At 53.9% G+C, this 26,473-nt stretch carries 25 protein-coding genes; 9 read left to right on the top strand and 16 right to left on the bottom strand.

Annotated features, from left to right (window positions below; translation table 11 throughout):
* Positions 1-24 precede the first annotated feature (24 nt).
* The 12 genes from ABMV07_RS09980 to ABMV07_RS09925 form a co-directional block, all read right to left on the bottom strand.
* A complete protein-coding gene (locus ABMV07_RS09980) occupies positions 25-1,041 on the bottom strand; it encodes a FecCD family ABC transporter permease (protein WP_374064563.1) in 1,017 nt (338 codons plus the stop codon).
* A complete protein-coding gene (locus ABMV07_RS09975) occupies positions 1,038-1,958 on the bottom strand; it encodes a FecCD family ABC transporter permease (protein WP_374065020.1) in 921 nt (306 codons plus the stop codon). Before ABMV07_RS09975 ends, ABMV07_RS09980 begins: the two co-directional genes overlap by 4 nt.
* A gap of 98 nt (positions 1,959-2,056) precedes the next feature.
* On the bottom strand, positions 2,057-3,118 hold the full coding sequence (locus ABMV07_RS09970) for an iron-siderophore ABC transporter substrate-binding protein (RefSeq protein WP_374064562.1): 1,062 nt from the start codon (positions 3,116-3,118) through the stop codon (positions 2,057-2,059).
* A gap of 208 nt (positions 3,119-3,326) precedes the next feature.
* A complete protein-coding gene (locus tag ABMV07_RS09965) occupies positions 3,327-3,734 on the bottom strand; it encodes a transposase (RefSeq protein WP_374064561.1) in 408 nt (135 codons plus the stop codon).
* 9 nt (positions 3,735-3,743) lie between these two features.
* Positions 3,744-4,151, bottom strand: a complete 408-nt coding sequence (locus ABMV07_RS09960; RefSeq protein ID WP_374064560.1) for an IS3 family transposase — start codon at positions 4,149-4,151, stop codon at positions 3,744-3,746.
* A 7-nt stretch (positions 4,152-4,158) separates the two neighbouring features.
* A complete protein-coding gene (locus tag ABMV07_RS09955) occupies positions 4,159-4,428 on the bottom strand; it encodes a hypothetical protein (protein WP_374064559.1) in 270 nt (89 codons plus the stop codon).
* A 97-nt stretch (positions 4,429-4,525) separates the two neighbouring features.
* Positions 4,526-5,014, bottom strand: coding sequence for a restriction endonuclease (locus ABMV07_RS09950; protein ID WP_374064558.1), 489 nt, complete (start codon positions 5,012-5,014; stop codon positions 4,526-4,528).
* Positions 5,015-5,213: 199 nt separating this feature from the next.
* Positions 5,214-7,994 (bottom strand): DNA methyltransferase, encoded by a 2,781-nt coding sequence (locus ABMV07_RS09945; protein ID WP_374064557.1) that lies wholly within the window; start codon positions 7,992-7,994, stop codon positions 5,214-5,216.
* A 237-nt stretch (positions 7,995-8,231) separates the two neighbouring features.
* The gene (locus ABMV07_RS09940; protein WP_159461338.1) at positions 8,232-8,393 is read right to left on the bottom strand and encodes a hypothetical protein; all 162 of its coding nucleotides are present in this window, start codon (positions 8,391-8,393) and stop codon (positions 8,232-8,234) included.
* Positions 8,394-8,662: 269 nt separating this feature from the next.
* The gene (locus ABMV07_RS09935; protein WP_229255007.1) at positions 8,663-9,442 is read right to left on the bottom strand and encodes a hypothetical protein; all 780 of its coding nucleotides are present in this window, start codon (positions 9,440-9,442) and stop codon (positions 8,663-8,665) included.
* Positions 9,435-10,205 (bottom strand): helix-turn-helix transcriptional regulator, encoded by a 771-nt coding sequence (locus ABMV07_RS09930; RefSeq protein ID WP_196981524.1) that lies wholly within the window; start codon positions 10,203-10,205, stop codon positions 9,435-9,437. Before ABMV07_RS09930 ends, ABMV07_RS09935 begins: the two co-directional genes overlap by 8 nt.
* A gap of 19 nt (positions 10,206-10,224) precedes the next feature.
* Positions 10,225-10,890 carry a TetR/AcrR family transcriptional regulator gene (locus ABMV07_RS09925; protein WP_199346642.1) on the bottom strand — a complete coding sequence of 222 codons (666 nt, stop codon included), beginning with the start codon at positions 10,888-10,890 and terminating at the stop codon, positions 10,225-10,227.
* A gap of 107 nt (positions 10,891-10,997) precedes the next feature.
* On the opposite strand from ABMV07_RS09925, the gene ABMV07_RS09920 reads away from it, so the two are divergent.
* The 4 genes from ABMV07_RS09920 to ABMV07_RS09905 are packed head-to-tail and all read left to right on the top strand — an operon-like array spanning position 10,998 to position 16,352.
* Positions 10,998-12,464, top strand: a complete 1,467-nt coding sequence (locus tag ABMV07_RS09920) for a flavin monoamine oxidase family protein (RefSeq protein WP_374064556.1) — start codon at positions 10,998-11,000, stop codon at positions 12,462-12,464.
* Positions 12,465-12,466: 2 nt separating this feature from the next.
* The gene (locus ABMV07_RS09915) at positions 12,467-13,339 is read left to right on the top strand and encodes a universal stress protein (RefSeq protein WP_374064555.1); all 873 of its coding nucleotides are present in this window, start codon (positions 12,467-12,469) and stop codon (positions 13,337-13,339) included.
* Positions 13,340-13,370: 31 nt separating this feature from the next.
* Positions 13,371-14,969: an APC family permease gene (locus tag ABMV07_RS09910; protein ID WP_196977976.1), complete on the top strand. Its 1,599-nt coding sequence runs from the start codon at positions 13,371-13,373 to the stop codon at positions 14,967-14,969.
* 9 nt (positions 14,970-14,978) lie between these two features.
* Positions 14,979-16,352 carry an NAD-dependent succinate-semialdehyde dehydrogenase gene (locus ABMV07_RS09905; protein ID WP_374064554.1) on the top strand — a complete coding sequence of 458 codons (1,374 nt, stop codon included), beginning with the start codon at positions 14,979-14,981 and terminating at the stop codon, positions 16,350-16,352.
* A gap of 284 nt (positions 16,353-16,636) precedes the next feature.
* Here ABMV07_RS09905 and ABMV07_RS09900 read toward each other — a convergent pair whose 3' ends face one another.
* From ABMV07_RS09900 to gabT, 3 genes are read right to left on the bottom strand one after another with little or no spacing between them, the layout of a single operon-like run.
* Positions 16,637-17,857, bottom strand: coding sequence for an amino acid permease (locus ABMV07_RS09900; protein ID WP_196977974.1), 1,221 nt, complete (start codon positions 17,855-17,857; stop codon positions 16,637-16,639).
* 32 nt (positions 17,858-17,889) lie between these two features.
* On the bottom strand, positions 17,890-19,323 hold the full coding sequence (locus tag ABMV07_RS09895) for an NAD-dependent succinate-semialdehyde dehydrogenase (protein WP_374064553.1): 1,434 nt from the start codon (positions 19,321-19,323) through the stop codon (positions 17,890-17,892).
* Entirely contained in the window at positions 19,324-20,637 is a 1,314-nt protein-coding gene (gene gabT / locus ABMV07_RS09890) for a 4-aminobutyrate--2-oxoglutarate transaminase (protein WP_197690021.1), read from the bottom strand.
* Positions 20,638-20,753: 116 nt separating this feature from the next.
* On the opposite strand from gabT, the gene ABMV07_RS09885 reads away from it, so the two are divergent.
* Positions 20,754-22,202 (top strand): PucR family transcriptional regulator, encoded by a 1,449-nt coding sequence (locus ABMV07_RS09885; RefSeq protein WP_374064552.1) that lies wholly within the window; start codon positions 20,754-20,756, stop codon positions 22,200-22,202.
* 398 nt (positions 22,203-22,600) lie between these two features.
* On the opposite strand, the gene ABMV07_RS09880 is transcribed toward ABMV07_RS09885, so the two are convergent.
* A complete protein-coding gene (locus ABMV07_RS09880; protein ID WP_374064146.1) occupies positions 22,601-24,142 on the bottom strand; it encodes an IS1634 family transposase in 1,542 nt (513 codons plus the stop codon).
* Between the two features lie 286 nt (positions 24,143-24,428).
* On the opposite strand from ABMV07_RS09880, the gene ABMV07_RS09875 reads away from it, so the two are divergent.
* From ABMV07_RS09875 to ABMV07_RS09860, 4 genes are all read left to right on the top strand, one after another.
* Positions 24,429-24,647 carry a hypothetical protein gene (locus ABMV07_RS09875; RefSeq protein ID WP_374064551.1) on the top strand — a complete coding sequence of 73 codons (219 nt, stop codon included), beginning with the start codon at positions 24,429-24,431 and terminating at the stop codon, positions 24,645-24,647.
* A 54-nt stretch (positions 24,648-24,701) separates the two neighbouring features.
* Positions 24,702-24,758, top strand: coding sequence for a hypothetical protein (locus ABMV07_RS09870; RefSeq protein WP_374064425.1), 57 nt, complete (start codon positions 24,702-24,704; stop codon positions 24,756-24,758).
* Between the two features lie 118 nt (positions 24,759-24,876).
* Positions 24,877-25,275 carry a transposase gene (locus ABMV07_RS09865; protein ID WP_374064550.1) on the top strand — a complete coding sequence of 133 codons (399 nt, stop codon included), beginning with the start codon at positions 24,877-24,879 and terminating at the stop codon, positions 25,273-25,275.
* A 38-nt stretch (positions 25,276-25,313) separates the two neighbouring features.
* A protein-coding gene (locus ABMV07_RS09860) for an IS3 family transposase (protein WP_374065019.1) occupies positions 25,314-26,472 on the top strand; the annotation gives its coding sequence in 2 pieces (ribosomal slippage) (positions 25,314-25,586 and positions 25,588-26,472; 1,158 coding nt in all).
* Position 26,473 lies beyond the last annotated feature (1 nt).

The following is a 26,473-nucleotide window of genomic DNA, read 5'->3' as shown; positions in this document are numbered from 1 at the left end:
CACTCCTTGGCGGTGGCGAGGGGGTCAGTGGGAAGTTTTCACGAGCAGATAGATCAGGAACGGGGCGCCGAGGCTGCCGGTGATAACGCCGACTGGGTAGCGCGTGCCGACGAGAAACTGCCCAGCAAAATCAGCTGCCAAGATCAGTAAGGCACCGACTATTCCAGCAGGTAAAACCAGGTTTGCGCCACGCGGGAAAAGTCGCATGGCAATGGGGCCGGCCATGAACGCGACGAAGGAAATCGGGCCGGTAGCGGCGGTGGCAACTGAAATCAGTGTCACCGCACCGATAAGCAGTGCGCCACGAAGCAGATTGACGCGCAAACCGAGGGAAGTTGCGACATCGTCCCCCAGCCGGAGGATTGACAATCTATGGGTGCCGATGAGCAGCAGCGGTACCACGACCCCGACGGTAACAATGAGCGGAAGGCCTCGCTCCCAGGACATATTGTTGAGTGAACCGGTCAACCAGCGGGTAGCAGTGGGCAAATCCCAGGCGGATGCTTTTGACAGCACGTAGCTGGTCCACGCCTGCAACATCGCTGCGACACCGATTCCCATCAAAATAAGTCGCGTACCAGCGAAACCCGATTTGATCGAAAGCAAATAAACCAGTCCCGCGACGCTTAACGACGTCACCAGCGCCACCGCCGAGACAACAGTCTGAGGCGCGTGAAACAACACGATCATGGTGGCGCCCGCAGCGGCTGCGCCAGCTGAAATTCCGATGATGTCCGGTGAGGCCAGCTGGTTACGCAGCATGGTTTGGAAGATGACCCCGGAAACCCCAAAGGCAAAACCAGCGACGATGGCAACGGTGGCGCGCGGGAGCCGTAGCTCACCCACCGTAAAAGATGCGCCGGGAACGGTGTCGCCACGTAATACGCCGATGACATCAGCAAGTGAGTAGAAGGAATCTCCCATCATCAGGCTTCCCAGCCACAATGCCATGGTGAGAAGTGCGATGAGGCACACCTTGATGAGGGTCGTGGTGGTAGCGCGTCGGCGATGGTGCTTAATGGTGGTAGCTAGTGATGTCATAATTCCCGGATCCTTGTCTGGCGCACAATCCAGATGAACAGTGGCGCGCCGAGGAAAGGCATGATGATGCCAACTGCAACCTCTGACGGATTATGGAGCAAGCGCCCGGCGGTATCTGCAAGGGTGAGTAACACGGCGCCAGCTAAGGCATTAGCTGGGAGCAAGATACGGTGATCAGTGCCGAGGACCATGCGGATTAGGTGCGGTACGATCAGCCCCACGAACGCGATTGGGCCGGTCACAGCAGTAACCGTGCCACACAGGAGCACCGCGCCCAGTGTTGCCAACACCCGGGTACGGGTAAGGTTGATACCGAGTCCGGTGGCAACATCATCACCGAGAGCAAGTGCGTTGAGCCCATTGCAGCTCAGAAAAACAATGATGAAGCCAATGCCGAGCATGGGCAGAGCTACCGAGAGGGAGTCCCACCTAGCGCCACCGACAGAGCCGATCTGCCAATTCCGGAATGCATCCATCACCTCGGCGCGTGGTAGCAAGATGGCGCTGGTCAAACTGGACAGCGCTGCGGCCGTGGCTGCCCCGGCGAGAGCGAGCTTCAGCGGTGTAGCTCCGCCGCGGCCGATAGAGCCCACGCTATAGACGAATGCTGCAGCAGCGAAGGCTCCCGTGGCGGCGATGATCATGGTGGGGAAAGGGCGGGTGACGTTGAAAAACGCAATACTGATGACCACAGCCAGGGATGCCCCAGACAAGACACCGAAAATCCCAGGGTCAGCCAGCGGGTTACGTGTCACTGCTTGGAAAACCACCCCTGAGGTTGCGAGCGTAGCGCCGGCACACAATGCCAAAACGGTGCGCGGAATGCGTGTCCACGCTGCTGCTTCGCCCGCAGTGTCTGTTGCGCCACGCAGCGCCGAGAGGGCTTCAGCAACCGTGATACTCCGGACCCCGAACATCAGCGAAAATACTGTCGCGACCAGCGTCAGCGCCAGCAAGATGAAAAATACCGTGGCGACGCGGGTTCGGGGAGAGCGGAGTGCTGTGGCTGCCACAGTTACTTGAGTCCGTCGTTAAGCAGGGCGAAATAACGGTCGATTGCCCATGGGATGGCGAGCGGGGAAGGATTGGCCGCAGCTCCGAGAGGCCCTTGCTCCAGGAAGACGATGTTTCCGTTTTTGATAGCTGGGATTTTAGATAGTAGGGGGTCGGCTTGCATCTCCTTAACCTTTTTCTCATCTTCGGATGCGTCGCCGGAGGAGTAGGAGATGATGAGTTCGACGTCCGCGAACTGCTCTGGTTTTTCCGTAGCAGCTTCAACCCAGAATTTCTCTGCCGTGGCAGATTGTTCCGTGACGATGTTGGGCGCCGAAAGGCCATGGCTGGTGAGGAATCCCATGCGGGGATCCTTGATGGAGTAGAAGCCGATCTTGGATGGATCGGAGCTGCCACCGAAGGAGGTGAACAGGACCTTCTTGTTTTTTAGGTTGGGATACTTATCGAGGCTCGCAGCAATCTTACCGTTCAGCTCTTCCGTGAGTTTCTTGCCTTCCTCCGCCTTACCGAGGGCCTGGGAGCTAATCTCGATCATCTCCTCCAGCGACGTACCCCAGGCCATCTCGGGGTATGCGACTACTGGTGCGATCTTGGAGAGGGTGTCGTAGTCCTCCTGCGTGATCCCGGAGTAGGTGGCCAGGATGAGGTCTGGTTTGGTATTGGCTATCTGTTCGAAAGGGACGCCATCTGTTTCGTCGAAGATCGCGGGTGCTTTGTCGCCGGAGTTTGCTCCGAGCTCTGTCAGCTTTTCTTCGACCCAAGGAAGAACGCCGTTGTTGTCGTCATCGCCGAATGTGGCTTTGCTGATTCCGACTGGGGTTTGGCCGAGGGCGAGGGGGACCTCATGGTTGGCCCAGCCGATGCTTGCGATGCGTTGCGGGGTTTTAGTGATGGTGGTTTCGCCAAAGGCATGCTTGATGGTGACCGGGAAGGCGGATTGGGTGTCGGCCGTGCTGGCGCTGTTGCTCTGGTTGGCGCTGTCTGCGTTTCCGCACGCGGTCAGAGTGAAGGTAAGGGAAGCTGCGGCAAGGGCGAGTGTGAAAACCCGGCAGGTTTTGTCCATGTAGATTCCTGTTGATAGGTCAGCAGATTGATCAATTAAAGCGACACTAACAAAAGCAAGGCTATCCTAGCAAGATTTGAATCGGTCTGAGTTTTTGAGAGTGGTGTGTTAAGCAGCCATGGTGGCTGCGTGTTGGTTGTTGTAGTTGTTGTAGCACTCGACGGGCGGTAGGTAGCCGATCGAGGAATGCAACCGGTGGTTATTGGTACTACTGGAACCATTCAGCGGTCGCGTGCTTTACGTGAGGGCTGTTAAGCCAGCGGGTGTTGCCAAAATCAATGACTTCAGCCTTATACAGTCCGATAGCTGATTCCATCAGACCATTGTCGTATGCATTTCCTACAGTGCCGGTAGATCCTTTCATCGTGTAGTCTTCGAGCAGGTTTTTCAGGTTGTGGCTGGTGTATTGTGATCCGGCATCAGAGTGGTGGATTACCCCAGCGGTGTCAAAAGTCGGGTCCTGGCGCCAACGGGTGGCTACGGCCTGTTTAAGTGCCCGGATCACCACAGTGCGGTCAGGATGATCGTTCACGACAAAGGCCAGTAATTCGCGGGTGTAGATGTCTTCCACGACGCTGACATACGAGAATTCACAGGCAGTGGGCGCATACGTCAAGTCAGTGACCTACCACTGACCCGGGTGCTGGGCTTCTTTCCGGGCGCGTTTGATGTGGTCAGTAAATCTTTCTGTCGTAGGATCAGTAATGGTGGTGCGTACTTTCTTACGCCGCGACACCCCTTTTATATTGAGGATTTTCATCAGTTGATGGATCTGGTCACGGCCAATACGCCAGCCTTGACGTTTGGTTTCTTCCCACAGCTTGACCTTGCCGTAGACACGCTTGTTGTTCACCCACAGCTTGAACAATTTGTTGGCAGCATAGGCATTGTTGAGTTCAGTCTGGGTGGGGTCGAATCTGCGCTTAAGGTAGCGGTAGTAGGTTGCTGGTGAAATGGTGTGTTCGTGCTCTTGAAGCGCGCGGCACATCCGCCAGGTGGAATACAGGTGCCGATGACGGTGGAGAAAATCCACGATCATTTCAGTGTGCGGTCGAGCTCCGCTTGGGTGAAAAAGCTGATGCTAACTTCAAGATCTCGTTGGCGTTTTTCAGCTGCTTATTTTCTCGTCGCAGCTTTTCTAGTTCGGCGTCTTTCTCAGTATCGCTAAGCTCTATAGCCTCTTGATTAGTAGTTTCTGCTTTGCGTGCCCAGTTGCGTAAGGTGGTGGTCTTGATTCCGGTCTTAGCTTCAACCTCACGTAAAGCAGCCGCCTTTGAGGGTGCTCCCTCAGCTAGGATGTCAAAGTACATCCTTGCTGCCTGATCCCCGGGTCTCTTGGTCGTAAGTACTGGTGGCCATGATAAATCCTCTTGGGTATATCATGGCCTTTCACAAACCCAGACCGCTTCAAAGCGCGATTGCTTCACGACTTACTGTGTTGTTATTCGGGTCGTATCTTTTGATTTGAACTGCTATGCGAGAAGAGAGAACTGGACTCAGCGGTGCGGTACCAATCGCGTCAATTCCTTCGTCACCTGGGCCAGCAACGTGTTGGAGTTCGAGCCCGTATTGCTTCAAGAGGAAAATGATGTATTTTTCAAATGCGGTAGGAGACATTCGGTGAAGGCGACCAAGCAGTTGTTCTTTCCAGCCGTTGGATTTTTCACTTTCATCCTCTTGGTCGAGGATTGCAGTCTCAGATGGTGCGGGTGAGTTGGTGTTTTGGGCTTTTTCGAGTCGCTTCTTGCGATTGTATTCCCGTTCAAAGTCATTGATCCATTCATCAATTTCAGTGTCCGAGCGACCAGCTAGATCATGTCCTTTTGGGTAATAATGTAGGTTGTTCGCGCAGGTCGTTCCTAACAACCTCTCAAGTAGGCCGAGGATGTTGCCCAACTGATTCGTTCAACTAGCACAGAAGCATTAGGGCGATTGGGGTAGGTGACTTTCATTAGCTCTTCTGAGTTGGGTAAGTCCTTTAAGACTTGATCCAGAATTTCAGATTTGCTCGCCGATTCACCAAGAGTATCAACTGCTTGAATTACGAATTTAACCAGCTGATTCCACTTTGGTAGGTCAGAAATCTCCAACATCGCTAAACGTCAACTTTCTCGTTGTACAACTTGAACAAATGTGCCACGATCTTTTGCTCGTCGCCATCGAAATTCACACCGTATGCCCGCTCTACTGCCTTATCGAGCTCCTGGTGCGCCTTCATCAACTCTGGGTACAAGAAATCGTTGTCCGGGTTGTACATGTCAGCCAACGTCGCACCGGGGTACAGTTCGCGCGCGTCGAGAACGGCCTGCGCATGCTTTTCGACGTCCGTCCTCGTTTTCTCATCGACTTCTGGGAAGACGAAGTTGTTGTACACAGTGGTGTTGCCGTAGCTGTAGTCACTTTTTAGTCTTCCAGCGACTACGCGCATCCACGCGTTTTGGAATTGGGACATGAGAATGCCGAATATGAAGAGCGAATCGGTTGGGATGAAATATAGTTTGTCCCCAGGGATCATTCCATCGTTTACAAATCCGAATGGGACATACTTACGCCGTTCTGAGGAAACCTTTGGAACTCCAATGTATGTACCATCTCTAAATTTCGAGGTCGGACGGAGCAAATGCGGTCGGTCGGCAAGCTTGTATGCATCACCAGTTTTAGTCTGCGCAAGGCGCCATTCCCGGCACTGATCAACGTGTTTCCGTAGATGTGGAAGTTTCTTCATCTCGGTCCCGGTAATTTCAGGTAGCCAGAGGCAATAGCGATCTTTACCGTTGATGAATTCGGCTCCCATGGAGAATTTGCGAATCCACTTGTCTGCTTCTGGTTCAAGTAAGAGAAGCTCTTCGCGTTCCTCTGGCGAGAGTAGCAAATGTCCGCCGTCCGCTGGCTTAAAGCCCTGTGCCATTTCCGGCACATCCGAAATCGGCTTTGACCTCCGCGTCAAGAACGCATCCGGTGCATCCGTGAGGTACCCATTCAAGTGGGCAGGCTCCGAGTATTTAACACCCTTGCGCGTGTATGTCCACGCCTGCTTGCAAGGGCGGTCGACATAGGAGAATCCCACGATGATGCAGAACACATGCGCTTGATCTGTGGCTTCATTGCTCCATACAAAAGTGCGGTGGGCAAAGTTGATCTTGATTCCGGCGTCGAAAAGCGGTTTCCACAGCGGGCTAACTTGCTGGCCCTGACAGATGGAGTTGGTGGAGACGAGGGCTGCCTCGCACTGGGTGCCTTTCATGAAGTCGGCAGCCTTCTTGTGCCAGCATGCGACGTAGTCGAGGAGGCCGCCGTCTTTGCCGAAGATGGCTTTGCGGTCTTCCTTTTGCTCGTCCGTAAGGCGGGAATATCCGAGGAAAGGCGGGTTGCCAATGATGTAATTGCACTGTTCGGGCGGGAGTACTGAAGCCCAGTCGGTGCGTAGCGCGTTGCCGTGGTGGATGTGGGCGGCGTCGCGAAGCGGGAGGCTTTCGATGTTTGCGGTGACGATCGTTTCGGCCTCGATGTTGGCCTGCAGCTGTGCGATCCACAGGGCGGTGGAGGCTACGGAGACGGCGAAGTCGTTGATCTCGATACCGTAGAACTGGTCCAAGCTGACCTTGAGGGTGACGTTGCTAAAACCGAGCTGGGTTTGGTCGCCGGCAAGCTCTGAGAGGATCTTGTTTTCGATTTTGCGCAGGTGGATGTAGGTTTCCGTGAGGAAGTTTCCCGAACCGCAGGCTGGGTCGAAAAATTTTAGCTCTGAGATCTTGGTGTGGAATGCCTCGAGTTGTTTCTTGCGCTTATTTGCAGTTATCCCTGATACGTTAAGGATGGAATCTAGCTCTGCCTTGAGAGAGTCAAGAAACAGCGGGTCAATCACCTTGTGGATGTTCTCCGGCGAGGTGTAGTGCATGCCTCCTTTCGCGCGGGTCTCCGGGTTCAGCGTGGACTCGAAAACGCCACCGAAGATGGTGGGGGAGATCTGTGCCCAGTTGGTCTTCTGCGACACCTCGTTGAGCAGCAGATTCAGGATTTCCTCGGTGAAATGCGGGATCTGCTCTTCCTTTGCAAACAGGCCACCGTTGACGTACGGGAAAGACTTGAGCTGGTCGGAAAGATACGGGTCGCGTTCTTTTACCGGTGTATTGAGGACTTTGAACAGCTCGAGAAGTGCGGTGCGGACCTGGTCATGGCGCAGGCCGTTGAGGTAGCGGAAGAAGGCGTCCTTTTCAAAGAGGCCGGCGTCCTCAGCAAACAAACAAAATACAAGGCGCACGCACAAAACGTTGAGGGAATGCTGGGACGCATCCGTGTCGGGGTCTAGGTATTGGGCGCGAAGGGCGTCGTAAAGCTTGCCGACGAGCTGTCCCGCATCCATCGAGACCTTCTCCTCGCGCACCGCGCGGGCCTTTTGCGGGTCAACGAGGAAATCGAGAAGGTGGACCTGCGTTGGGAGCTCATCGAGGGTGAAGCTGAGATAATTCGCCTCCGCGTTCTCCTTGTCTAGGTCATAGATGCGGAACTCCTGGAAATTGCAGGTGATGATGTAGCGCGGGCGCTGGCTGAACTGCATCGTGTTCGCATAGTTCAGGGCCTGGCGGAAAGCCGTCACTGTCTGCCCTTGGCGGATATCAGCCTTGTCCAAACTAACATCGATGGATTTTTGTTCAATGAACGTCTTAGCGTCCGGAATCCACACATCGATGTACCCGCGCTGGCTCGTCTTCGCCTCAAAAATGACGTTGGTGGTCGTGTCCTTCATCCCCACGACCTTCTCAAGGAGTTCCAGCCAAAACTGCTGCGTATCCGACTTTTCGTTGCCCCTATCTGCCCAGGTAGTGGCAAAGTTCTTGGCGGCAATCAGCTTTTCGGCGGGGGAGAGGGAAGTCATGGATGTTATCTTATCGTGATTTAGCTGGAATTAAACCTTTGCAACTGGTCAAGCTTCAGGTGGTTGCGTTGGCTCTCCAAGGTGCTGAGTCACAGCTCTATTGGCTTTATATCGTGACAGCGTTCCCTCGTCTTGGAAAAGACAATGACCGGCATGATGTAAAGTACGGCGACGAGGAAACCTTTGGGTTTAGACCTCCACTCCATCTGGGCTCACTGGCGAATAGTGACAGCGATTTTAGTCCTTGGAGAGGCCTTTTAAGGTGGCAATAGCTCTTTCTAATGCCTCAGCCGCATCTTGGTGTGTCTGCGACCGCTGGTGTAAATCTTCGTTAGCTTTGCGCAGGTGCGCGTTTTCCTCAAGGAGTCGTTTGATCTCTTCATTCTCGTTGGTGCTCATAACTACAGTGTGCCGTGGGGGTAAAAGTTATGTCCATCAAAGGGGCCGGGGCCTTTGGGGATCTGTGTGTGTGCATTGAATACGACCTCTGTCGGACTGATCGGTTGCGTTTTCGAGGTTGGGTGTCTGTCTGAATGGTTTGAACAAGCTGCAGAATTGCTAGGCGCTGCCCGCTCAATGGCAATCGAGCTTATGCGTCAGAACAAGTCCAACCTTTTCCGCAGATGGCATTCTCGGCCACTGGTTAAAGCAGTAATTGAGTCAGGCCCTTAACAACTGGCCAAAAACTTCAGCATTTCAGTCGCATCATCGGATCTGAAAAGTTCATCTAGAGCCAGGTGGAATTCCAACGCCCGAGCAAAAGGGACGTTGATGGCGTCATACCCGTGGGAAAGCAGTTCACCTGCCATCATCAGACGCGCCGTGCGCTTGTTGCCATCAAAGTAGAACTGGCTCCGCGTTGCGGAGCAGAAATACACCATGGAGCGCAGTACTGGATCTGAGATCGCGCTTAAAGCAGCCATTAAGTTGGCGTGATCACGGGATAATTCGGCAGTGGAGATGCCTTCGACGCGATGGCCGTCGGTAAGCTGCACATGCCCGCCGCCAGCGACGGTGCCCTCGCCACGGAACTGGCCGAATTCAATAGCTTCGTGGCGTGCTACTTGGGCGTGAATCAAATCTGACGTCTGCTTGTCCATGCGGAACTCGCCAGAGGAAACGAGGTTTGCGAGGAGCTCGATGGCGTCACGAAGAGCAAGGATCTGCTCCGCCTCCTCGAGGTGTTTGCCACCGACGGTTACGCCATCAAGTAGCGTTTTGACCTCAGGAAGCGTGAAGGTGTTGCCCTCCAATGCTGCTGCGTTCCAGGTGAAATCAGGCAGTGCCTTGAGAAAACGAAACAGCGCGCGATCAACAGTTGATGACTGCCGAGCAGGCAACTCGAGATCCTGAGACCAGGTTATTCGCCCAGTTGAAAGCAGTGCGCCCTTGTACTTGGAGCCCCGTTGAGGCCGCCGGAAACTAGCTGAATCTGGAATCTTAGTCATCAAACCACCCCTCGGTCAGCCCAGTCGGCTCCAGTCCCAAGCCATACAAATCTAACGCCGTTTGGATAGGGGCAGCATAAAACACCTGGCGGTCCTGCGCGCGGTCCACCAATTCAGTGCCCTGAGCATTGACGACTGCAACGCCGGATGGCTCCAACTTATGGCAGCGTGGGAGTGTACGCTCCAGCAGCTCACCGCACTTTTCAGGAGCAGTGGTCCACAAAATAGAAGGCCCTGGAGCGCTGGTACCGAGCCAAAAATTCTCCGCTGAAACACCCGACAACGCCCATTGTGTGCCAGCCCCAGCCGCTGCAGCAGCCGATACGAGCGGAATGTTCACCGATTCCGTCCAACCGAAAAACTGAGCGCCACTTTGACCTGCAGGATTGCTCAGCTCACCAGCACGTCTGATTATCTCTCTTCCCCTAAGTCCCCAGCGTTGGAAGCGGTTGAGCCATTCTTCACTGGCGTCGGTGACATGATTATCCAGAAGAAATCTGGCGGCTTGCGCAGCGCCCGGATCAGCAGCAGTAGTGACATGCAACTCGATGTCAAACCCTAAGGTAAGGGCAATTTCCTGCAACGTCTCCAAAGAAGGCTGAGTTTTACCTGTCGCTATTCGATTCAAAGTGGAACGAGCAATCCCTGCTTCGCGAGCAGTCCTTGAAGGGTGCTCGCTTGCGATGCGGATGAGGTCGTGGACGTCCATATCCCAAAAATAGCAAGATGTTGCATGGATGCACCAGGTGTTGCGTTGGTGCATCACTTTGGAGCTTAAGAGGTTAGTTGTTGAGAACAACGCCTCGGATAAGCGCTGACAATCCCAGTTCAAAGGGAGGGTTTGCGTAAGGGTTTTGCGTGCCGACAACTGTCGGTGCGAGGCGTTGGCCCAGAGCTCGTCGTAACCCAGGGGCATCCGTAACATGTTCAGGTAGGTCGAAGATGTCGGCGGGGGCGGCTACGTCATAGGCAGAACCAAAAATGAAGGATTCAAACGCCACGATCACATCCATGACCCGATCTTCTGTCACTCCACCTTGCAGTAGAACCTGCACCAAGAGCTCATACATATGGATTGTTTCTTGGGTGCCAAAAACAGGCATGGTGGCGATATGGGCAATGAGAGGTGAGTGTCGCGAAAAAACATCGCGATAGGAATGTGCCCAGCGGATAACCGCTTCCTCGGTAGAGATAGTGCCATCCAGATTCAACATAAGCGCGCTCGTATCGACCTGGGCCATTACTGCGTCTTGGGCCAGCATGAGAAGTTCCTTCTTACCTCGCACGTGGTTGTATAGAGCGCTCGTTGCAACGCCTAGTGATCTGGCAACGGCTGCCATTGTGATGGCATCGTAGCCTTCTTGCTCGGCAATTTTCAATGAGACAGACGCGATCTTTTCCTTGGTGACGATAGATTTTTGGGGTCGCCCACGGGATCTTTCGGACATTAAACACCTCTCAACTATTCCCAAATTACAAGTTGGCCTGTATTATGGCCAGCATCACATAATGAATCAGGTTCATTTAATTCCTGCTTTTGACTGGAGGCAATCATATGGAGAAACTGAAACGTGATGTAGTAATTGTAGGCGCTGGTCCAGCTGGCCTCATGGCTGCCCGAACTGCAAAGAAAAAGGGGATATCTGTCGCGGTACTGGAAGCGCGCAATCGTGTCGGGGGTCGCACTTGGAATGGCAAAGTTGCAGATGACAAGGGAGTTGAACACTTCATCGAGATCGGTGGCCAGTGGATCTCTCCGGATCAGACCCGTCTGACGGAGCTCGTTCGGGAACTCGGTCTGACAACCTTCCCACGGTATCGGGATGGAAAATCTATTTACGTCTCGCCGGACGGCACCCGTCATGAGTACGAAGGCGTCACTTTTCCTGCTTCGGAAAAGACAATCTCCGAGATGGAAAAATTGATCGGACGCCTCGATGAACTAGCCGCTGAGATAGACCCCCAAAAGCCTTGGGAGCATCCCCAGGCTCAGGAGCTCGACCGGATATCTTTCCGAAATTGGTTGGAACAACTCTCAGACGATGCAGAAGCTATCGACAACGTCTCCATTTACGTCGCTTCCGGAATGCTGACTAAACCGTCCTACACCTTCTCCACGCTTCAAGCCTTGCTCATGGCATCTTCTGCTGGGTCATTTTCGAACCTGGTGGATGAAGACTTTATCCTAGATCGTCGCGTGGTTGGCGGAATGCAATCGGTTTCTTTAACCATGGCAAAGGAACTAGGTGAAGACATTTTCCTCGGTAATCCGGTTCGTTCCATAACCTGGTCCGACATTGACCCTGACACCGCAGATGACTTTAACGACGTAACAGCCGACGTTCGTAACGGCGTTGCACACAACGGCGAAGCGGGCGATGTAATCGTCAAAAGTGATGACCTGGAGGTTCACGCTAAATTTGTGATCCTTGCAGTCCCACCGAACTTGTACAGTCGCATCAACTATCTCCCACCGCTGCCTCGCGACCAACACGTTGCGCATCAGCATATTTCAATGGGGCTAGTAATCAAGGTTCATGCGGTCTATGACACGCCGTTTTGGCGTGAAGAGGGACTATCCGGCACTGGTTTTGCCGGGGGGCGCCTGGTTCAAGAGGTTTACGACAACACCAACTACTTCAGCGACGGCGAGGACTCCTACGGCACCTTGGTCGGGTTCGTTTCCGACATTTACGCGGAGCAGATGTGGGCATTGCCTCCTGAAGAGCGTAAAAAGGCCATCCTCGAAGCTATGGCAGCATTCCTAGGGCCGAAAACCAAAGAACCCATTGCGTTCTATTTGTCTGACATGGCTGCTGAGGAATGGACTCGAGGTGCGTATGCGACGAGCTATGATCTGGGGGGACTGTCGCGCTGGGGACACCTACAAAACCAACCCACTGGCCCGATCTACTACGCATGCTCCGATATCGCAGGAGCTGGTTACCAGCACGTCGACGGTGCTATCCGCATCGGTGAAGCTGTCGCATTGCAAATCGCTGAACAAATCGGCAAAGGATAGCTATGGCTCCCACTAGACGGATCATGGTCGCTTATATAGCAACAGGCGGTGGAATCGACGCGTTACGCTTGGCCATTGCTCTGGCTGCCGGCCAGAATCTAGGAATCGATATTGTTATCGCTCACACGAATCGCGAAGTAACTCCCGGTGAGTATCCACACGACCGAGGCTTCGAAACGATCCTAGACAGGCAACTTGCGTCTTGGCTTAACGACGCCCGGGCTGAGGTGCCTAGTGGCATTGATGTCACCACCCGGGTAGCTGTCGGTGATTCCATCCCAAATATTCTCATCGATACAGCTGTCGAGCTGGGCAGTGAAATGCTGGTAGTCGGTTCACAAAGCGGAGGGTTTTTCAAACGACTGACCATGGGGTCTGTAGTAAACACGCTGTTGCACAGCTGCCCGATCCCGTTAGCTATTGCTCCCCGTGGGTACAGTTACCCAGGACCAATTGACCGGGTGACCGTTATGTTTGGCACTCGACCTGGAGCGACAGACCTGATCGCGCTCGGTCTCATTCGGGCCTCGCAGCGAAACGTACCCTTACGTTTCGTGTCCTTAAACATTCACGAGGAACAACCCGCAGCAAGCGATCCCTTAGAAGCCATCGAGCGCGTGGCAGGGCACGACTTGGCAAATCAGGCTCGAGCGTTGGTCGATTCAGACGCAGCCTCTGCGGAGGTCATTTCTGGAAACACCATAGAAAGCGCGGCCGCCAACTTGGAGTGGCATACCGGCGACGTGGCTTATATGGGATCGTCGCGAATAGCTGCAGAGGGACGCCTTTTTTTGGGTAGCACGGCGGCCCAAATCCTGCGATACATTCCAGCACCCACCATCGTGATTCCCAACGGATATATGGCTGGTCATTAAAACAACAACACCCCTAGGAGGTGAGCTCACCATGAGTGATAGCATGTCGCCGCACCAAGAAAGCACGACATTTTCAAAAGGCCTACAAGCCGGCAGCGTTGGTTTGATTGGCGCTGTTGTAATCGGCATTAGCTGCATTGCGCCTACATACACCCTTACCTCTGGCCTTGGTCCAACGATCTCCGCCGTCGGTGAGCATGTCCCAGCAATTCTCATCCTTGGTTTCATACCCATGCTTTTGGTTGCGTTTGCCTACCGCGAACTCAATCAGGCCGTACCAGACTCTGGTACCAGCTTTACGTGGGCTACCAAAGCCTTCGGACCGTACGTTGGCTGGATGGGAGGTTGGGGTCTTATCACCGCCACTATCCTCGTTATCTCCAACCTGGCAGCGGTAGCGGTTGATTTCTTCTACCTGCTACTGGCACAAGTGCTGCGAAACCCAGAAATAGCAGAGTGGACCAATAATCTAGCCATTAATATTCCCACTACTGTAGTATTTTTGGCTATCGCTTGCTGGATCTCCTACCGTGGCATGGATTCCACAAAGAACCTGCAATATGTGCTTGTCACACTTCAAATGCTTGCCGTTGTAGTGTTCGATGTCATTGCCCTCCGCAAGGCGTATACAGGAGGTGGGTTCGACTTCACTCCTGTCCAAGGGAGCTGGTTCAATCCGTTGAGCATCGATAGTTTTTCTATGATGGCAGCTGGTATTTCACTTTCTATCTTCATGTTCTGGGGGTGGGACGTCACGCTGACAATGAATGAGGAAACAAAAGACCCAGAGCGTACCCCAGGGCGTGCCGCTACGCTGACAGTTTTAATCATCATTTCCCTGTATGTGCTCACTGCTGTTGCGATAGTGAGCTGGGCGGGAACCGGAACCACCGGGCTTGGAGCAGGGAACCCAGAAAACCAAGAGTCTATCTTCGCTGCTCTGTCTTATCCGGTACTTGGCCCATTTGCATTCTTGATCTACTTTGCAGTGCTAGCCAGTTCGTTTGCATCTCTGCAATCGACAATGGTTGGGCCAGCTCGTACGTTGCTGGCCATGGGGCACTACCAGGCGCTACCGCCAATGTTCGCGAAAATCTCACCACGATATCTAACGCCTAGCGTGGCGACGGTAGCGTCGGCAACAGCAGCAGGTGTCTTTTACATAATCACTCGGCTGGTCTCGGAAAATGCGTTGTGGGACACAATCACGGCTCTCGGTCTGATGATTTGTTTCTACTACGGGATCACTGCAGTGGCTTGTATCTGGTACTTCCGGGACGATTTGATTTCAAACACCCGAAACATTGTATTCAGGCTAGCGTTTCCAGCCCTTGGCGGAGGCTTCCTACTACTGATGTTCGGTGTTACAGCCGTGGATTCACTCGATCCAAGTTATGGCTCCGGTTCATCAATCTTGGGCGTTGGTGCTGTGTTCGTGCTTGGCATGGGAATTCTCGGGCTCGGGGTAGCCCTAATGTTGTTCACACGTATCACACACCCGGCCTTTTTCCGGGGTGAGACGCTCGTGCGGAATACCTCCGCGCAGGATTCACAGAACCCGTTGATGGAATTGGAGCCAACCAAAAATCGGGCAGAATCTTCGCACAATCTTCCACTATCTACTGAATAGGAGAAAAATATGTCTACCACCTATCGCGTTCAAGATCCGTCCACTAACGAGATCGTCGAAAGCTTCGAACAAGCTACCGATGCGCAGGTCAAGCAGGCCTTGGACAATGCCACCAAGGCATACGAGAACTGGTCTCATAAGTCCTTCGGCGAGCGAGGCGCTGCACTCAATCGCTTGGCCCAGTTGCTGCGCGACAACAAAGAAGAATTGGCTAAAACCTCGTGCATCGAAATGGGAAAGCCACTAGAAGAGATGATTGAGGAGATCGAGTTCTCCGCTGACATCATCGATTACTATGCCGATAACGGCGAGTCTTTTGCCGCGGATCAACCGATCGAATCACCGAATTCAGACGCTTACATCCGCAAGCTTCCCATTGGGCCACTTTTGGGGATCATGCCGTGGAATTTCCCCTACTACCAGGTGGCTCGCTTCATTGGTCCGAATCTCATGCTTGGCAACACCGTGGTCCTTAAGCATGCTGAGATCTGTCCGCAAAGTGCGCTGCGCATTGAAAAACTGGTGAAAGAAGCGGGGATTCCTGAAGGTGTTTACACGAACCTTTTCGCCTCTCACGAGCAGATTTCTGACATCATCGCTGACTCGCGCATCAGAGGAGTGTCCTTGACCGGCTCCGAACGAGCCGGCTCTGCGGTGGCTGCCCAAGCAGGCAAGTATTTGAAAAAAGTCGTCTTGGAATTGGGCGGCACCGATCCGTACATCGTCCTTGACACCAAAGACGTTAAAGAAGCAGCGAAGCTTGCCTGGGACACACGCATGGTGAACACGGGCCAGGCCTGCAACTCCAACAAGCGGATCATCGTCATGGATGATATCTACGATGAGTTTGTTTCGGAACTCGTCGCGCTGGCAGAAAATATGACGCCAACTACCTGGGATGCCTTCGAGGAAGGAACGTATTGCCCGCTGTCCTCACAGCAAGCAGCAGAGACTCTTCGTAATCAACTCGAAGAGGCAGTCTCCGCCGGAGCGACACTTCGCGTGGGTGGTGAACTCTCTGAAGCTGGTGCTTATGTTTCACCAGCTGTGATCACAGATATTCCACGTGGCTCTGAGCCGTTCTACACAGAGTTCTTCGGTCCGGTAGCCGCGGTGTTCAAAGCTACCTCCGAAGAGGAGGCCCTAGAGATCGCTAATGATTCCCGCTACGGGCTTGGTGGGGCAGTCTTTTCTCAGGATGAAGCTCGCGCTAAGGCAGTTGCTTCAAAGCTCGAGGTAGGAATGGCTAACGTGAACACCCCTGCCGGAGAAGACGCAGAGCTGCCGTTCGGTGGTGTAAAGAATTCCGGTTATGGCCGCGAGCTGGGCCCGCTGGGAATGGATGAGTTTGTGAACAAACAGTTGTACTATGTCGCGAAGTAAGCGGTGGGACGACTGAGCCTGACTTAAAAGAACAAGGTGATTTCCGTTTCTGCTCCATAAAGCGAAGCAGCCTAGAGCGATGAGATCTAGGCTGCTTTCGTATTAAGAGGAACTTTCTCAGGCTGAAGAGACGCGAAAACGAGACTAGACCAACCAGCTGATAGCAAAGCCAACCTAGTCTCATTAACTTCATTGGTGAAGAAAACAAGGAACACGGGTTCCGAAAGCGTGCGGCCGTATGCTTTCCGCTTGAATCCTCCAACAATGAAGGTGTTTACGGCTCCTTACTGCCATCCAGCAGGTACGATCCCAAGAATGGTCCCCACTGAGTAGAGGCCAGCGAGACCGTAGACGAGGATGATCGTCCATTGGATGATGGGATGGGAGCTCCAACCAACCGTCCATGCGGGTTCCCTGTCACCACGAATGCGTGAAGCGTTGAGCAACAACACTGGAACGATTGACATGATCACTCCCGCGAGCCCGCCAGCGTAGCTCAGTGCAGAAACAAAACCACCGAAACCTGCTAAAGAGATAAACAAGGGGATCAAAACAGTAATAAGTACTGCGATCGCGCGTTGTTTACCGTGCTGGGGCCAATGCGCGATATCGATGACATTGCGCATGGTGGTGTACCCGATAGCCATGAAGGAAGTGAACATAGCTAGCAGTGCGAAGACATTTGCCATGTAGTACGCTGACTGGCCGAGTTTTTCTCCCCATGAGAGAGTGACTACTTCGGAGACTGATTGACCGAGTAGACCAAGAGCCGCAAACGGGACCAGCGAGAGCATGAACCCGGTGACGACCATACCAGCGATGATCGCTTTGGAAATCTGTGCTGAGTGCTGCTTTTCCATTCCGCGTGCGAGTTCAGGCACCACGTACTGTGCCATGAAAGTAAAGACTGCAAGGTTCATGATCGGGATGATGAAGTATGGGTTAAACACCCATACGTTACTCAAGCTGATACCGGGGCCAATAAAAGTCCAGCCGCACAAGATAAAAATAATCAAAGCCATGGCTGTAGTGATCAGGAGTTCTGAAACACCTGTTGCCTCGAGGCCTTTATACATGATGATCGAACCGATGACGAAGAAAATTAGCGTTCCCGCTATCGGAGGAATACTGACAAGGTTATTCAGGAGCTCACCTGATCCGGCGGCGTAAGCAATTAGGGCTCCGGTGCCGTTGACCATGATGGCGACGAACACAGCCCACCGACCCCAATTGCCTAGGTATTGTTCAGCCAGGCCAGACAGTTGCATGGGGCGTTTGGTTCGCAGAGAGACCTCGGCGACGTAAAGCATAGAGATCGTTGTTAAAGTCCCAGCGATGACTAAAGCGAGGAACAGCGCCAGGAATCCGCCGTTTCGTCCCGCGTAGGGGAGACTCAAAATTCCGGCCCCGATGTTGGTGCCGAAGATCAGCGCAACGCCTTGTAACGGGCTGACGTGGCTTTCCTTGTAGTCTTCCCGTGCGGAAACTGTTGTAGTAGTGGACATTTTCAGCTCTTTCAATGAGTAAATCGAGCGACCTAGAGGGCGACATATCTGACATCGAGGTACTCCTCGATGCCTTCGGTGCCTCCTTCACGGCCAAAACCGGACTGCTTGATTCCGCCGAATGGCGCTGCAGGGTCAGAGATTGCGCCACGGTTGATGCCGACCATGCCAGCGTTGAGTTCTGTTGCGAACCTGCGGCAGGTGTGAATGTTTTCGCTAAAGCCGTAGGCTGCCAAGCCAAAATCGGTGTCATTGGCCAGCGCAATCGCTTCATCGAGAGACGAAAATGAGGTGACTGTTGCGACGGGGCCGAAGATTTCTTCCTTAATGATGCGTGCATCGGAGGGAACGTTGGATAGTACAGTGGCGGGATAGAAGAATCCCTTGCCAGCGGGAACTTCACCGCCGCAGTGGACAGTGGCGCCTGCGGCTCGTGCTTCGTCGACAAGCGCGGCAATGCCATCGCGTTGCTTCGCGGTGATCAGGGCTCCGAGGGTCACGCCGTCGTTAAGCCCCGGGCCCATGGTCACAGCAGACATCGCGCCGACCAGGCGGGAAGTGAATTCCTCGACAATATCCTCGTGAACCAGGAACCTGTTAGCGGCGATGCACGCCTCGCCACCGTTTCGCATTTTTGCTTGCATGGCGCAGGTGAGGACCAAGTCGAGATCTGCATCTTGGTGAACCACGAAGGGGGCATTTCCGCCCAGTTCCATGGAGGTACGCAGTAAGTTTTCGGCCGACTGCTTAACCAACTCTTTACCCACACCGGTGGAACCAGTGAAAGTGATCTTCCGTAGGCGACCGTCCTGCATGAGGGTTGTCGACATCCCCGCGGCATCTGTCGTGGGAAGGATCTGCACTAGATCACGCGGAGCCCCGAACGTTTCCAGGATGTCAGAGATGATTTTGCCCACCAAAAGCATGGTCAACGGGGTCTCCTGGGCAGGTTTGACCAATACTGGGCAGCCTGCAGCGATTGCCGGGGCAATCTTTCGAGTCGCCATAGCTAGGGGAAAGTTCCACGGCGTGATCGCCAACACCGGCCCTACCGGGGTGCGGGTTACCAAGATATCGCCGTTGCCGGCTGGCGCGTGGGCCAGCCGACCCGGCACCCGAACAGCTTCCTCTGCGAACCACCGGAAGTACTCCGCGCCATAGGTGACCTCGCCAAGGGATTCAGCCAGTGGTTTACCCATTTCGATGGTCATTGTCAGGGCAAAGTCGTCAGCGCGTCGAGTAATCTCGGCAAAAATCGCTTGCATGATCTCTGAGCGAGTACGCGGAGAAAACTTCGCCCACGAGGCCTGGGCTGTTACAGCTTTGCCTAGGGCCTCCAACCAAACGGTCGCATCTGTATCGGCGACTGACGCGATCACGTCTTCCGTTGCAGGATCAACTACCTCGAAAAAGGGTTCTCCTGCACCCGTAGGGATATCCTGCGGGAGTCTGTTATCGAGGAGCATTTAGTTGGCCTCCTTTTTGATTGCGTCGGAAAGGATGGTCAGCCCCTCGGTGAGCAGGGACTCCGGAATGGTTAGGGAAGGCAAGAGTCGAATTACGTTACCGTCCATACCGCAGGTAAGGATGAGAATGCCTTGGGCTTTGCATGATGCGGCGACAGCTGCTGTGGCAGCAGCAGTCTCTAACTCGATTGCCATCATTGCACCTCGGCCACGCACCTCGCATACGCCTGCAAGCGAGGTGAGGGGTTCCAGGTGCTCACGCACAATGGCTTCGATCTCCAGCGCGCGCTCCTTAAGCTTGCAAGATTCCATCTCTTCGATTGCTGCCAAGGCAGCGGCACACGCAACGGGGTTGCCGCCATAGGTACCACCGAGAGCTCCTGCGATGGGAGCATCCATCATTTCCGCGCGGCCGGTCACACCAGACAGTGGCATTCCACCTGCGATGCCCTTTGCAGTGGTTATGATGTCAGGAACTACACCTTCGTGGTCTACGGAGAACCATTCTCCCGTTCGGCAGAAACCAGCTTGAATCTCATCGGCAACGAAGACGACATTATTATCGCGGCACCACTGGGCGATAGCAGGTAGGAAGCCGTCAGCAGGAACGATGAAACCACCCTCGCCCTGGATCGGTTCGATCACAACACATGCGAGGTTCTCTGCGCCGATCTGCTGCTCGATCATCGTGATGGAGCGACGTGCTGCCTCTTCGCCGGTGAGGTTATCGCGAAGTGGGTAAGATCCAGGTACTCGGTATACATCGGAAGCGAACGGGCCGAACATGGTTTTGTATGGCTTGTTTTTAGCTGTCATCGCGAGCGTCAGGTTGGTCCGTCCGTGATAACCACGGTCGAAGACAGCCACACCATTCTTCCCTGTGTATGAACGAGCTACCTTTACCGCGTTTTCTACCGCCTCGGCTCCTGAGTTGAACAGAGCAGATTTCTTCTCGTGGTCACCAGGAGTCAGTTCGTTGAGTTTTTCGCACACGGCTACGTATGACTCGTAGGGGGAGACCATGAAGGACGTGTGGGTGAAGGCTGCGGCAGCCTCAGCAACTGCCTTGACGACGCGCGGATTCGACGCACCCACGGACGTCACGGCGATCCCGGAAGCGAAATCGATAAAGGAGTTGCCGTCAGCATCGACGAGTACCCCGCCATCGGCGGCTACGACGTAACCGGGCAGTCCTGGGGATAGCGCGCGGGCAACGGACGTGCGGCGCCGTTCGTCAAGAGCCGAGCTTTTGTCCCCCATTCCGTCCGTGAGGAGCTGACGTTGTTGTGGGAGGCGGTAAGTGAGGTCCTTCATGGAAACTCCTTAAATGTATTGGGAAAAGTGCTGCGCGTCAGCATAACTATGCTGTTGTGTCGTAGGCCATGTACACTATGGCGAATCTTTGTTTATCAGTTGTACGGAGGGGATATATGCTGACTTTCTCTTGGCTCGCCCACAACCGCAGTCTTGCGATGATCGAACACATCACCCCTTCCGCACGAGGTTTCTCAGTAGTGCAACCTTCAGAATTGGAGAACGCGGAAGAATTCATTCAGTCGGATTCTTTGGTACTTACCTTGGGGATCGCTTTTCGTGAGCGGCCGGAGGAACTCGGTCGCTACATCGATCACCTCATCGATGCTGGTGCAGTAGCGATAGGTTTTGGCACTGGTGTGCCCTTTGCTACGGTGCCCGAAATTGTTATGGACACAGCACGTCGACGAGGTATCGGTCTATATGAGGTCCCTCAACATATTCCTTTTATTTCGATCGTCACAGCGGCTCATCAGGAGAGGCAGCGGCTTGTGCATCTTGAGCAGCAAAAGCTCATGGATGCACAACAACGACTCACGGCCTCTGCCACAACAGGCTCTCTTGACTCCCTTCTCAAGGAAGCTGCGGAGCTCCTTCAGGCGCGCGTGAGCATTGTTGGTAGTGCCGGTTCGCTTGCTGGAAATGCTAGTGCTTTGTCATCGCCTGCCAGTGAAAAACTGCACTATTCTTCCTACAAGATGCCGGCTCGCTCGGGAAGGCATCATGTATTGGAGATTCGTTCGGCCTCTCGGTTAACCACCGCGCAGCGTACTCTCGTCCGTCATTGTGCTGGCCTTGCAGACGTTCTGCTAGCACGCCCGCATGAACTCCGAGCAGCCCGCAACGAATTGAATTCCTTTGCACTCGCAGTGCGGTTAGGACTGACCAAGGAAGGTGAACTTCTACCCAGTGCATTTGACTCGCCTACGGATGATAAAGGACTGACCAGGCCGATTATTTTGGTAGCGGATAATTCTTCGGCTCTTCGCCTCGCTCTTTCCTCGCTGGACCACAGCGCAGAGGAAGTAGGAAGGTTCTTGTTTTCGGTCCTGTTGCCCGACCACGCAGCCTTGGTCCTTGCTCTCCCAAATCAACCAGTGGAGGAGATCCTTACAGAGCTAGGGTCGGCAGCTAGGCGTGTTCGCGTAGCAATCGGTCGACCAGTGGCGCACCCAGATGAAACTTATGTCGCAGCTTTGCGTTCCCGGGCAGAGCTCCTCGCTTTAGGAGAACACGCACTTCCTGACTCTATTCAGCTTCCCTGGCTTCATGAGCCCACAGTGGTTCAAGCCCTTATCGCTCGTAAGCAGGAGCTTTTCGGTCGCCTGGAACTTGAAGATAAGCATTCCGGTACGTCCTATGCCCGCACTTTGACTGTGTATCTCAAGCAGGGAGGCAAGCTTGAGGACACAGCGCAAGCCTTAGGTATCCATCGGCATACTGTTAGGAATCGGATCGCAAAGATTCAGCAGATCTGCCAGATCGATCTTTCCGAGCCCAGCACGTTTGCAGAGGCCTACTTTTCTAGTGCGGTAGACGATCCCGGCGCTACTGCACGTCGGTAAGCGGTGCTTGCTAGTCCAGTACTTCTATGAATCGGTCTGAGTTTTTGAGAGTGGTGTGTTAAGCAGCCATGGTGACTGCGTGTTGGTTGTTGTAGTTGGTTGGACCTGACGGACCTGACCCCTGTTTGGTAGACATCTACATTCTCGGCCGTTCAGGCTAGGAGAAAAGATATTCTACCTACTATGCCTAAGTTCTAATCTGAGCAATTCAAGCGTAACGCCGTTGCTCTCTATGAAAACAATGAGAACTTGTCTCTGGCTGCTGCCGCCGCCGAACTGGGGGATCAACCGTGCTTCATGACACCAGTGGAAGATAAGAACTCGGCACTGGTAAGAGGACCCGCATGATCGAGACTAAAGCCCAAGCAGAAGCAACCTCCGACCTGACTTGGCTCAATTTAGTCAGACGGTTGGGGCAGCTTTTCGGTGAGTTCGCGGATGTCAGCGGGCAGGTCGGTTTGTGCATGGAGGGTCTGGCCTGCGATTTCGACGGTAAACGTCCGGTATTTCTTCAGGGTTCGCACTAATCGCTTCAACGATAGGCCCGTGGCTTGTTCCAACACGTGGCCTGTGGCCATCGCGGCCATCACAATGGTTAGGTGTGCGTGGATGGAGTCTTCTTTACGGTGATAAATCGGTCGGGCTTTCAGGTCTGATTTCGCCATTCGGAACGATTTCTCGATCGTGAACAGGCGCCGGTAGGCACCGATGACTTCCTGGGGTTTTAAGTCTGTGCGTGAGGTCTCGTATCCTTTAATCCCGGCCAGGGTTAGGTGCTTGTTGGCTAGGGTGTGGTTGACCTGCTTATTCGGGGCCTTGAGGTTGACGTATCGATTCCGCTTGACGGGTATCTTTCCGTCAACAGCACGCTGGGCTTTATCTAGTTGTTCGCCGATGCCGCGCCTTGTGCGCCGAGCCCTATCGTAGGAATACTGGTAATAGGTCACTGCCTGCGGTTTGCCGCTGGTGCGGCGTTTGTCGCTGTGGTGACGGTGGGTCCAGATGTGTCCGTCGTCGTAGTCGGTGTAGCTGCGCCCTTCCGCTGCATCTAGCCAGGCTTTAATTGGTTCTGGGATTTCGCGTTCTTTCGTGCCCAGAATGTAGTCCAACCCGGCATCGATAATCGCGGTCTTGTTGGCGGCTGAAAACATGCCAGCATCAGCAACAATCGTGATGTCGTCAAGGTGGTAGGCGTCTTTAAGACGCAGGATCATTGGCAACATGGTGTGCGTTTCCGCACGATTGCCTTCAAACGCGCCGATCGCCAAGGGCAAGCCGGTGGAGTCGGTGAGCATCCCGACAGTGATCTGGGGTTCGAGTCGGCGTTCTTTACTAAACCCGGGTTTGCGTAGCTCGTCGGGCACGTCAGTTTCAAAATACAAGGTTGTCACATCGTAGAGAACCATCACACCAGGACCAATGGCCGCGTGTGTGGCTAGCGCGTGGGTTATCTGGTCGCGGAAGTCTTTGTCGGCATACCGCGGAAGGTAGCGCTTTATAGTCGCGTATGAAGCCGAGGCCACGCCGACTTCTGCCAGAGTTTCAATGGAATCAAACTTGGAACCCGGCGAGATAATACGGGCTTGGACCAGGTTGAAAAACACCTCGTCCTTGCCGCTTGCCGTATCCAGGCCAAGGAGTTGGAAGGCCCCGCGAATCGCGTCTAGGAGAAGACCTGCGCGTTCACCGGATACCGTGACGGGATTATCAACCGTGCCTGTTCCAGACACAGCAACCGCAGAAGGCAACACTTTGAGGTCAAGTGAAATTTGCTCGCCATCGACAAGCCGCTGAGCCTTGACCATCAGCGCTGCGAGATCGTGGTCGGTATGGGCGGAGCCGACGTGTTCGATTTCAGGTTTGCGGTTGCGGTACCGCCAGATGATTTGAACAGCGGTCGCACCCGACGCCGTCGGGACCCGGCGGATACTCGGTGACATATTCAACAGCCTACCGGCACCCCCACCGCTACCCGCTTAGTCAGACAAAACCCGCACTCTGATACCCAACCCCACAGGCAGAAACGTCAATATGAACTACAACACACCAAAATGAGCCAAGTCAGGCACTGGTAAGAGGACCCGCATGATCGAGACTAAAGCCCAAGCAGAAGCAACCTCCGACGCAAAACGTATACGTGCATTGGAAAAAGAAAACGCAAAGCTGCGCGAACAACGAGATAATTGTGCGTAAGGCTACGAAATATTTTGCCGAAGAGACACACTGATGATCGGCTTCCAGTTTGTCGAGGACCACAAGACCGAGTACTCGGTCAAGCGGATGCGCACCGTTTTAAAGCTCACACGTTCATCGTTTTATACATGGAAAGCCACACAAGCCCGCCACACATCACGTATCTGCGCAGACGGTGTACTTAGAGCCCGTATTGCCGCAGTCTTTGCTGAAGAAGACGAACTGTATGGCGCACAACGCATCACTGCTTGACGCAACGACGATGAGCGCTTTGCGCGGGTCAATCATAAAAAGGTTGCCCGGATCATGAAAAACATGAAACTACGTGGATTTAGCAAACGCCGCCGGTGCGTGACTACCTAGCGCAGCACATCAACTCCGGTGTTTGAGGACCTAGTGAAACGACGGTTTCATGCGCAAGCACCAAACCAAGTGTATGTCGGTGATATTTACCTATTTGCCCTGTAGGAACAGCTCTACTATGTATCTGGCCACGGTTATTGACCTGTACTCGCGCAAACTTACCGGTTTTGCGATCGCAGACCATATGCGAAGCAGCCTCGTAATTGAGGCTCTAGACCATACCAATACAGCCCGTGGTGGGCTTGATGGTGCCATCTTTCATTCAGATCATGGCAGCGTGTACACATCAGCAGCGTTTAGCACACGATGCCAGGAACTTGGCGTAATCCAGTCCATGGGTGCTATCGGTACCAGTGCAGATAATGCGTTAGCAGAGTCATTTAATTCCACGATGAAAACAGAAGTCCTGCGTAATAGGAAAGTCTTCGCCAATCCGCTGCAATGCCGGCAGGAGGTATTTCGGTGGTGCATCAGATACAACACACAGGGGTCTGCTGAGGGTTTGGTTGACGTCTAGCTTGTTTCGCTGGGGCGGGGCAGGGAAGGATGTTGATTATGTCGAAGTTGTATTCAGAGCAGTTCAAAGCTGATGCCGTGGCGTTGGTGGAGTCTGGGGTTGCTCGCCGGCAGGTGTGTGCTGATTTGGGGATCTCGCGTTCCTCGTTGCAAAAATGGATTACTGATGCGAGGTTGCAGGCTCAGGGGATGCAACCGTGTGCTGATCCGGTAGTGGCTAAAGAGATGCGCCAGGCTTTGAAACGGATTCGCGAGTTGGAAATGGAAAACGAAGTGCTACGTGCAGCGGCGGCGTACCTGTCTCAAGAGGTGATCGCCCAAAAGGGTCTTCCCGACCGTGGAAAAGCTGATCAAGGCAGGTAAGGCGACCGTGACGGTAGCGGCTCGGGTACTGGGGTTTTCCCGCCAAGCGTTTTATAAATGGGCTGCTAAGCCAGTTTCGGACAGGCAAGCCCAAGAAGTAGAACTTATAGACAAGATTCGCCAGATTCACAGTGACGATCCTGAATTTGGTTACCGCCTGATAGCAGACGAGCTCCATGATCAAGGGATAGAGATTTCTGAGCGTCGAGTATGGCGTTTGTGTTCTCATGCTCAGGTGTTCTCGGTGATCGCTAGGCGTAAGTCGCGTGGGAAGAAGTCGGGTGCTCCAGTACATGATGACCTGTTACAGCGTCACTTCCACGCTGATGCGCTCAACGTTGCGTGGGTTACAGATATTACGGAGCATTGGACCAAAGAGGGCAAGCTGTATCTGTGTGCGATCAAAGACCTGTGCTCGCGAAGAATCGTGGGCTATGCGACCGGTGGGCGGATGAAATCACGCCTCGTGGTGGCGGCGCTCGATGATGCGATGAGGAAACGAGGCAATCCCCATGGCGTAATCATTCACTCTGATCGTGGCTCGCAATTTCGTTCTAGAAAATTCCGTGCCGCGCTGAAATCTTACGGCGCGAAGGGATCTATGGGCAGAGTTGGAGCGTGTGGGGATAACGCTGCGATGGAATCTTTCTTCGCTCTTGTACAAAAGAACGTTCTTGATCGTGGCTTTTGGAACAGGCGCCGTGAACTATCTGCCGCGATCACTCACTGGATTGAACGGACATATCACAGGAAAAGACGGCAACGAGCACTGGGTAAATTGACACCAATCGAATACGAAACAATCATGGAACCAGCCGCATCCCTTGCGGCCTAAA

The sequence above is a fragment of the Corynebacterium belfantii genome (genome assembly GCF_041898185.1).
Lineage (GTDB): Bacteria > Actinomycetota > Actinomycetes > Mycobacteriales > Mycobacteriaceae > Corynebacterium > Corynebacterium belfantii.
The sequence above is the reverse complement of the archived record's forward strand: the minus strand, read 5'-3'. Positions and strand labels throughout refer to the sequence as shown.

Bases quoted from the DNA above. Each gene is read 5' to 3' on its own strand.
- ABMV07_RS09895 (WP_374064553.1), bottom strand. From the start codon at position 19,323: ATGCTCCTCGATAACAGACTCCCGCAGGATATCCCTACGGGTGCAGGA.
- ABMV07_RS09955 (WP_374064559.1), bottom strand. From the start codon at position 4,428: ATGTACTTTGACATCCTAGCTGAGGGAGCACCCTCAAAGGCGGCTGCT.
- ABMV07_RS09865 (WP_374064550.1), top strand. From the start codon at position 24,877: ATGTATCTGGCCACGGTTATTGACCTGTACTCGCGCAAACTTACCGGT.
- ABMV07_RS09940 (WP_159461338.1), bottom strand. From the start codon at position 8,393: ATGAGCACCAACGAGAATGAAGAGATCAAACGACTCCTTGAGGAAAAC.
- ABMV07_RS09945 (WP_374064557.1), bottom strand. From the start codon at position 7,994: ATGACTTCCCTCTCCCCCGCCGAAAAGCTGATTGCCGCCAAGAACTTT.
- ABMV07_RS09970 (WP_374064562.1), bottom strand. From the start codon at position 3,118: ATGGACAAAACCTGCCGGGTTTTCACACTCGCCCTTGCCGCAGCTTCC.
- ABMV07_RS09920 (WP_374064556.1), top strand. From the start codon at position 10,998: ATGGAGAAACTGAAACGTGATGTAGTAATTGTAGGCGCTGGTCCAGCT.
- ABMV07_RS09880 (WP_374064146.1), bottom strand. From the start codon at position 24,142: ATGTCACCGAGTATCCGCCGGGTCCCGACGGCGTCGGGTGCGACCGCT.
- ABMV07_RS09930 (WP_196981524.1), bottom strand. From the start codon at position 10,205: ATGCACCAACGCAACACCTGGTGCATCCATGCAACATCTTGCTATTTT.
- ABMV07_RS09885 (WP_374064552.1), top strand. From the start codon at position 20,754: ATGCTGACTTTCTCTTGGCTCGCCCACAACCGCAGTCTTGCGATGATC.
- gabT (WP_197690021.1), bottom strand. From the start codon at position 20,637: ATGAAGGACCTCACTTACCGCCTCCCACAACAACGTCAGCTCCTCACG.
- ABMV07_RS09935 (WP_229255007.1), bottom strand. From the start codon at position 9,442: ATGACTAAGATTCCAGATTCAGCTAGTTTCCGGCGGCCTCAACGGGGC.
- ABMV07_RS09975 (WP_374065020.1), bottom strand. From the start codon at position 1,958: ATGTTCGGGGTCCGGAGTATCACGGTTGCTGAAGCCCTCTCGGCGCTG.
- ABMV07_RS09875 (WP_374064551.1), top strand. From the start codon at position 24,429: ATGATCGGCTTCCAGTTTGTCGAGGACCACAAGACCGAGTACTCGGTC.
- ABMV07_RS09980 (WP_374064563.1), bottom strand. From the start codon at position 1,041: ATGACATCACTAGCTACCACCATTAAGCACCATCGCCGACGCGCTACC.
- ABMV07_RS09910 (WP_196977976.1), top strand. From the start codon at position 13,371: ATGAGTGATAGCATGTCGCCGCACCAAGAAAGCACGACATTTTCAAAA.
- ABMV07_RS09925 (WP_199346642.1), bottom strand. From the start codon at position 10,890: ATGTCCGAAAGATCCCGTGGGCGACCCCAAAAATCTATCGTCACCAAG.
- ABMV07_RS09905 (WP_374064554.1), top strand. From the start codon at position 14,979: ATGTCTACCACCTATCGCGTTCAAGATCCGTCCACTAACGAGATCGTC.
- ABMV07_RS09915 (WP_374064555.1), top strand. From the start codon at position 12,467: ATGGCTCCCACTAGACGGATCATGGTCGCTTATATAGCAACAGGCGGT.
- ABMV07_RS09900 (WP_196977974.1), bottom strand. From the start codon at position 17,857: ATGTCCACTACTACAACAGTTTCCGCACGGGAAGACTACAAGGAAAGC.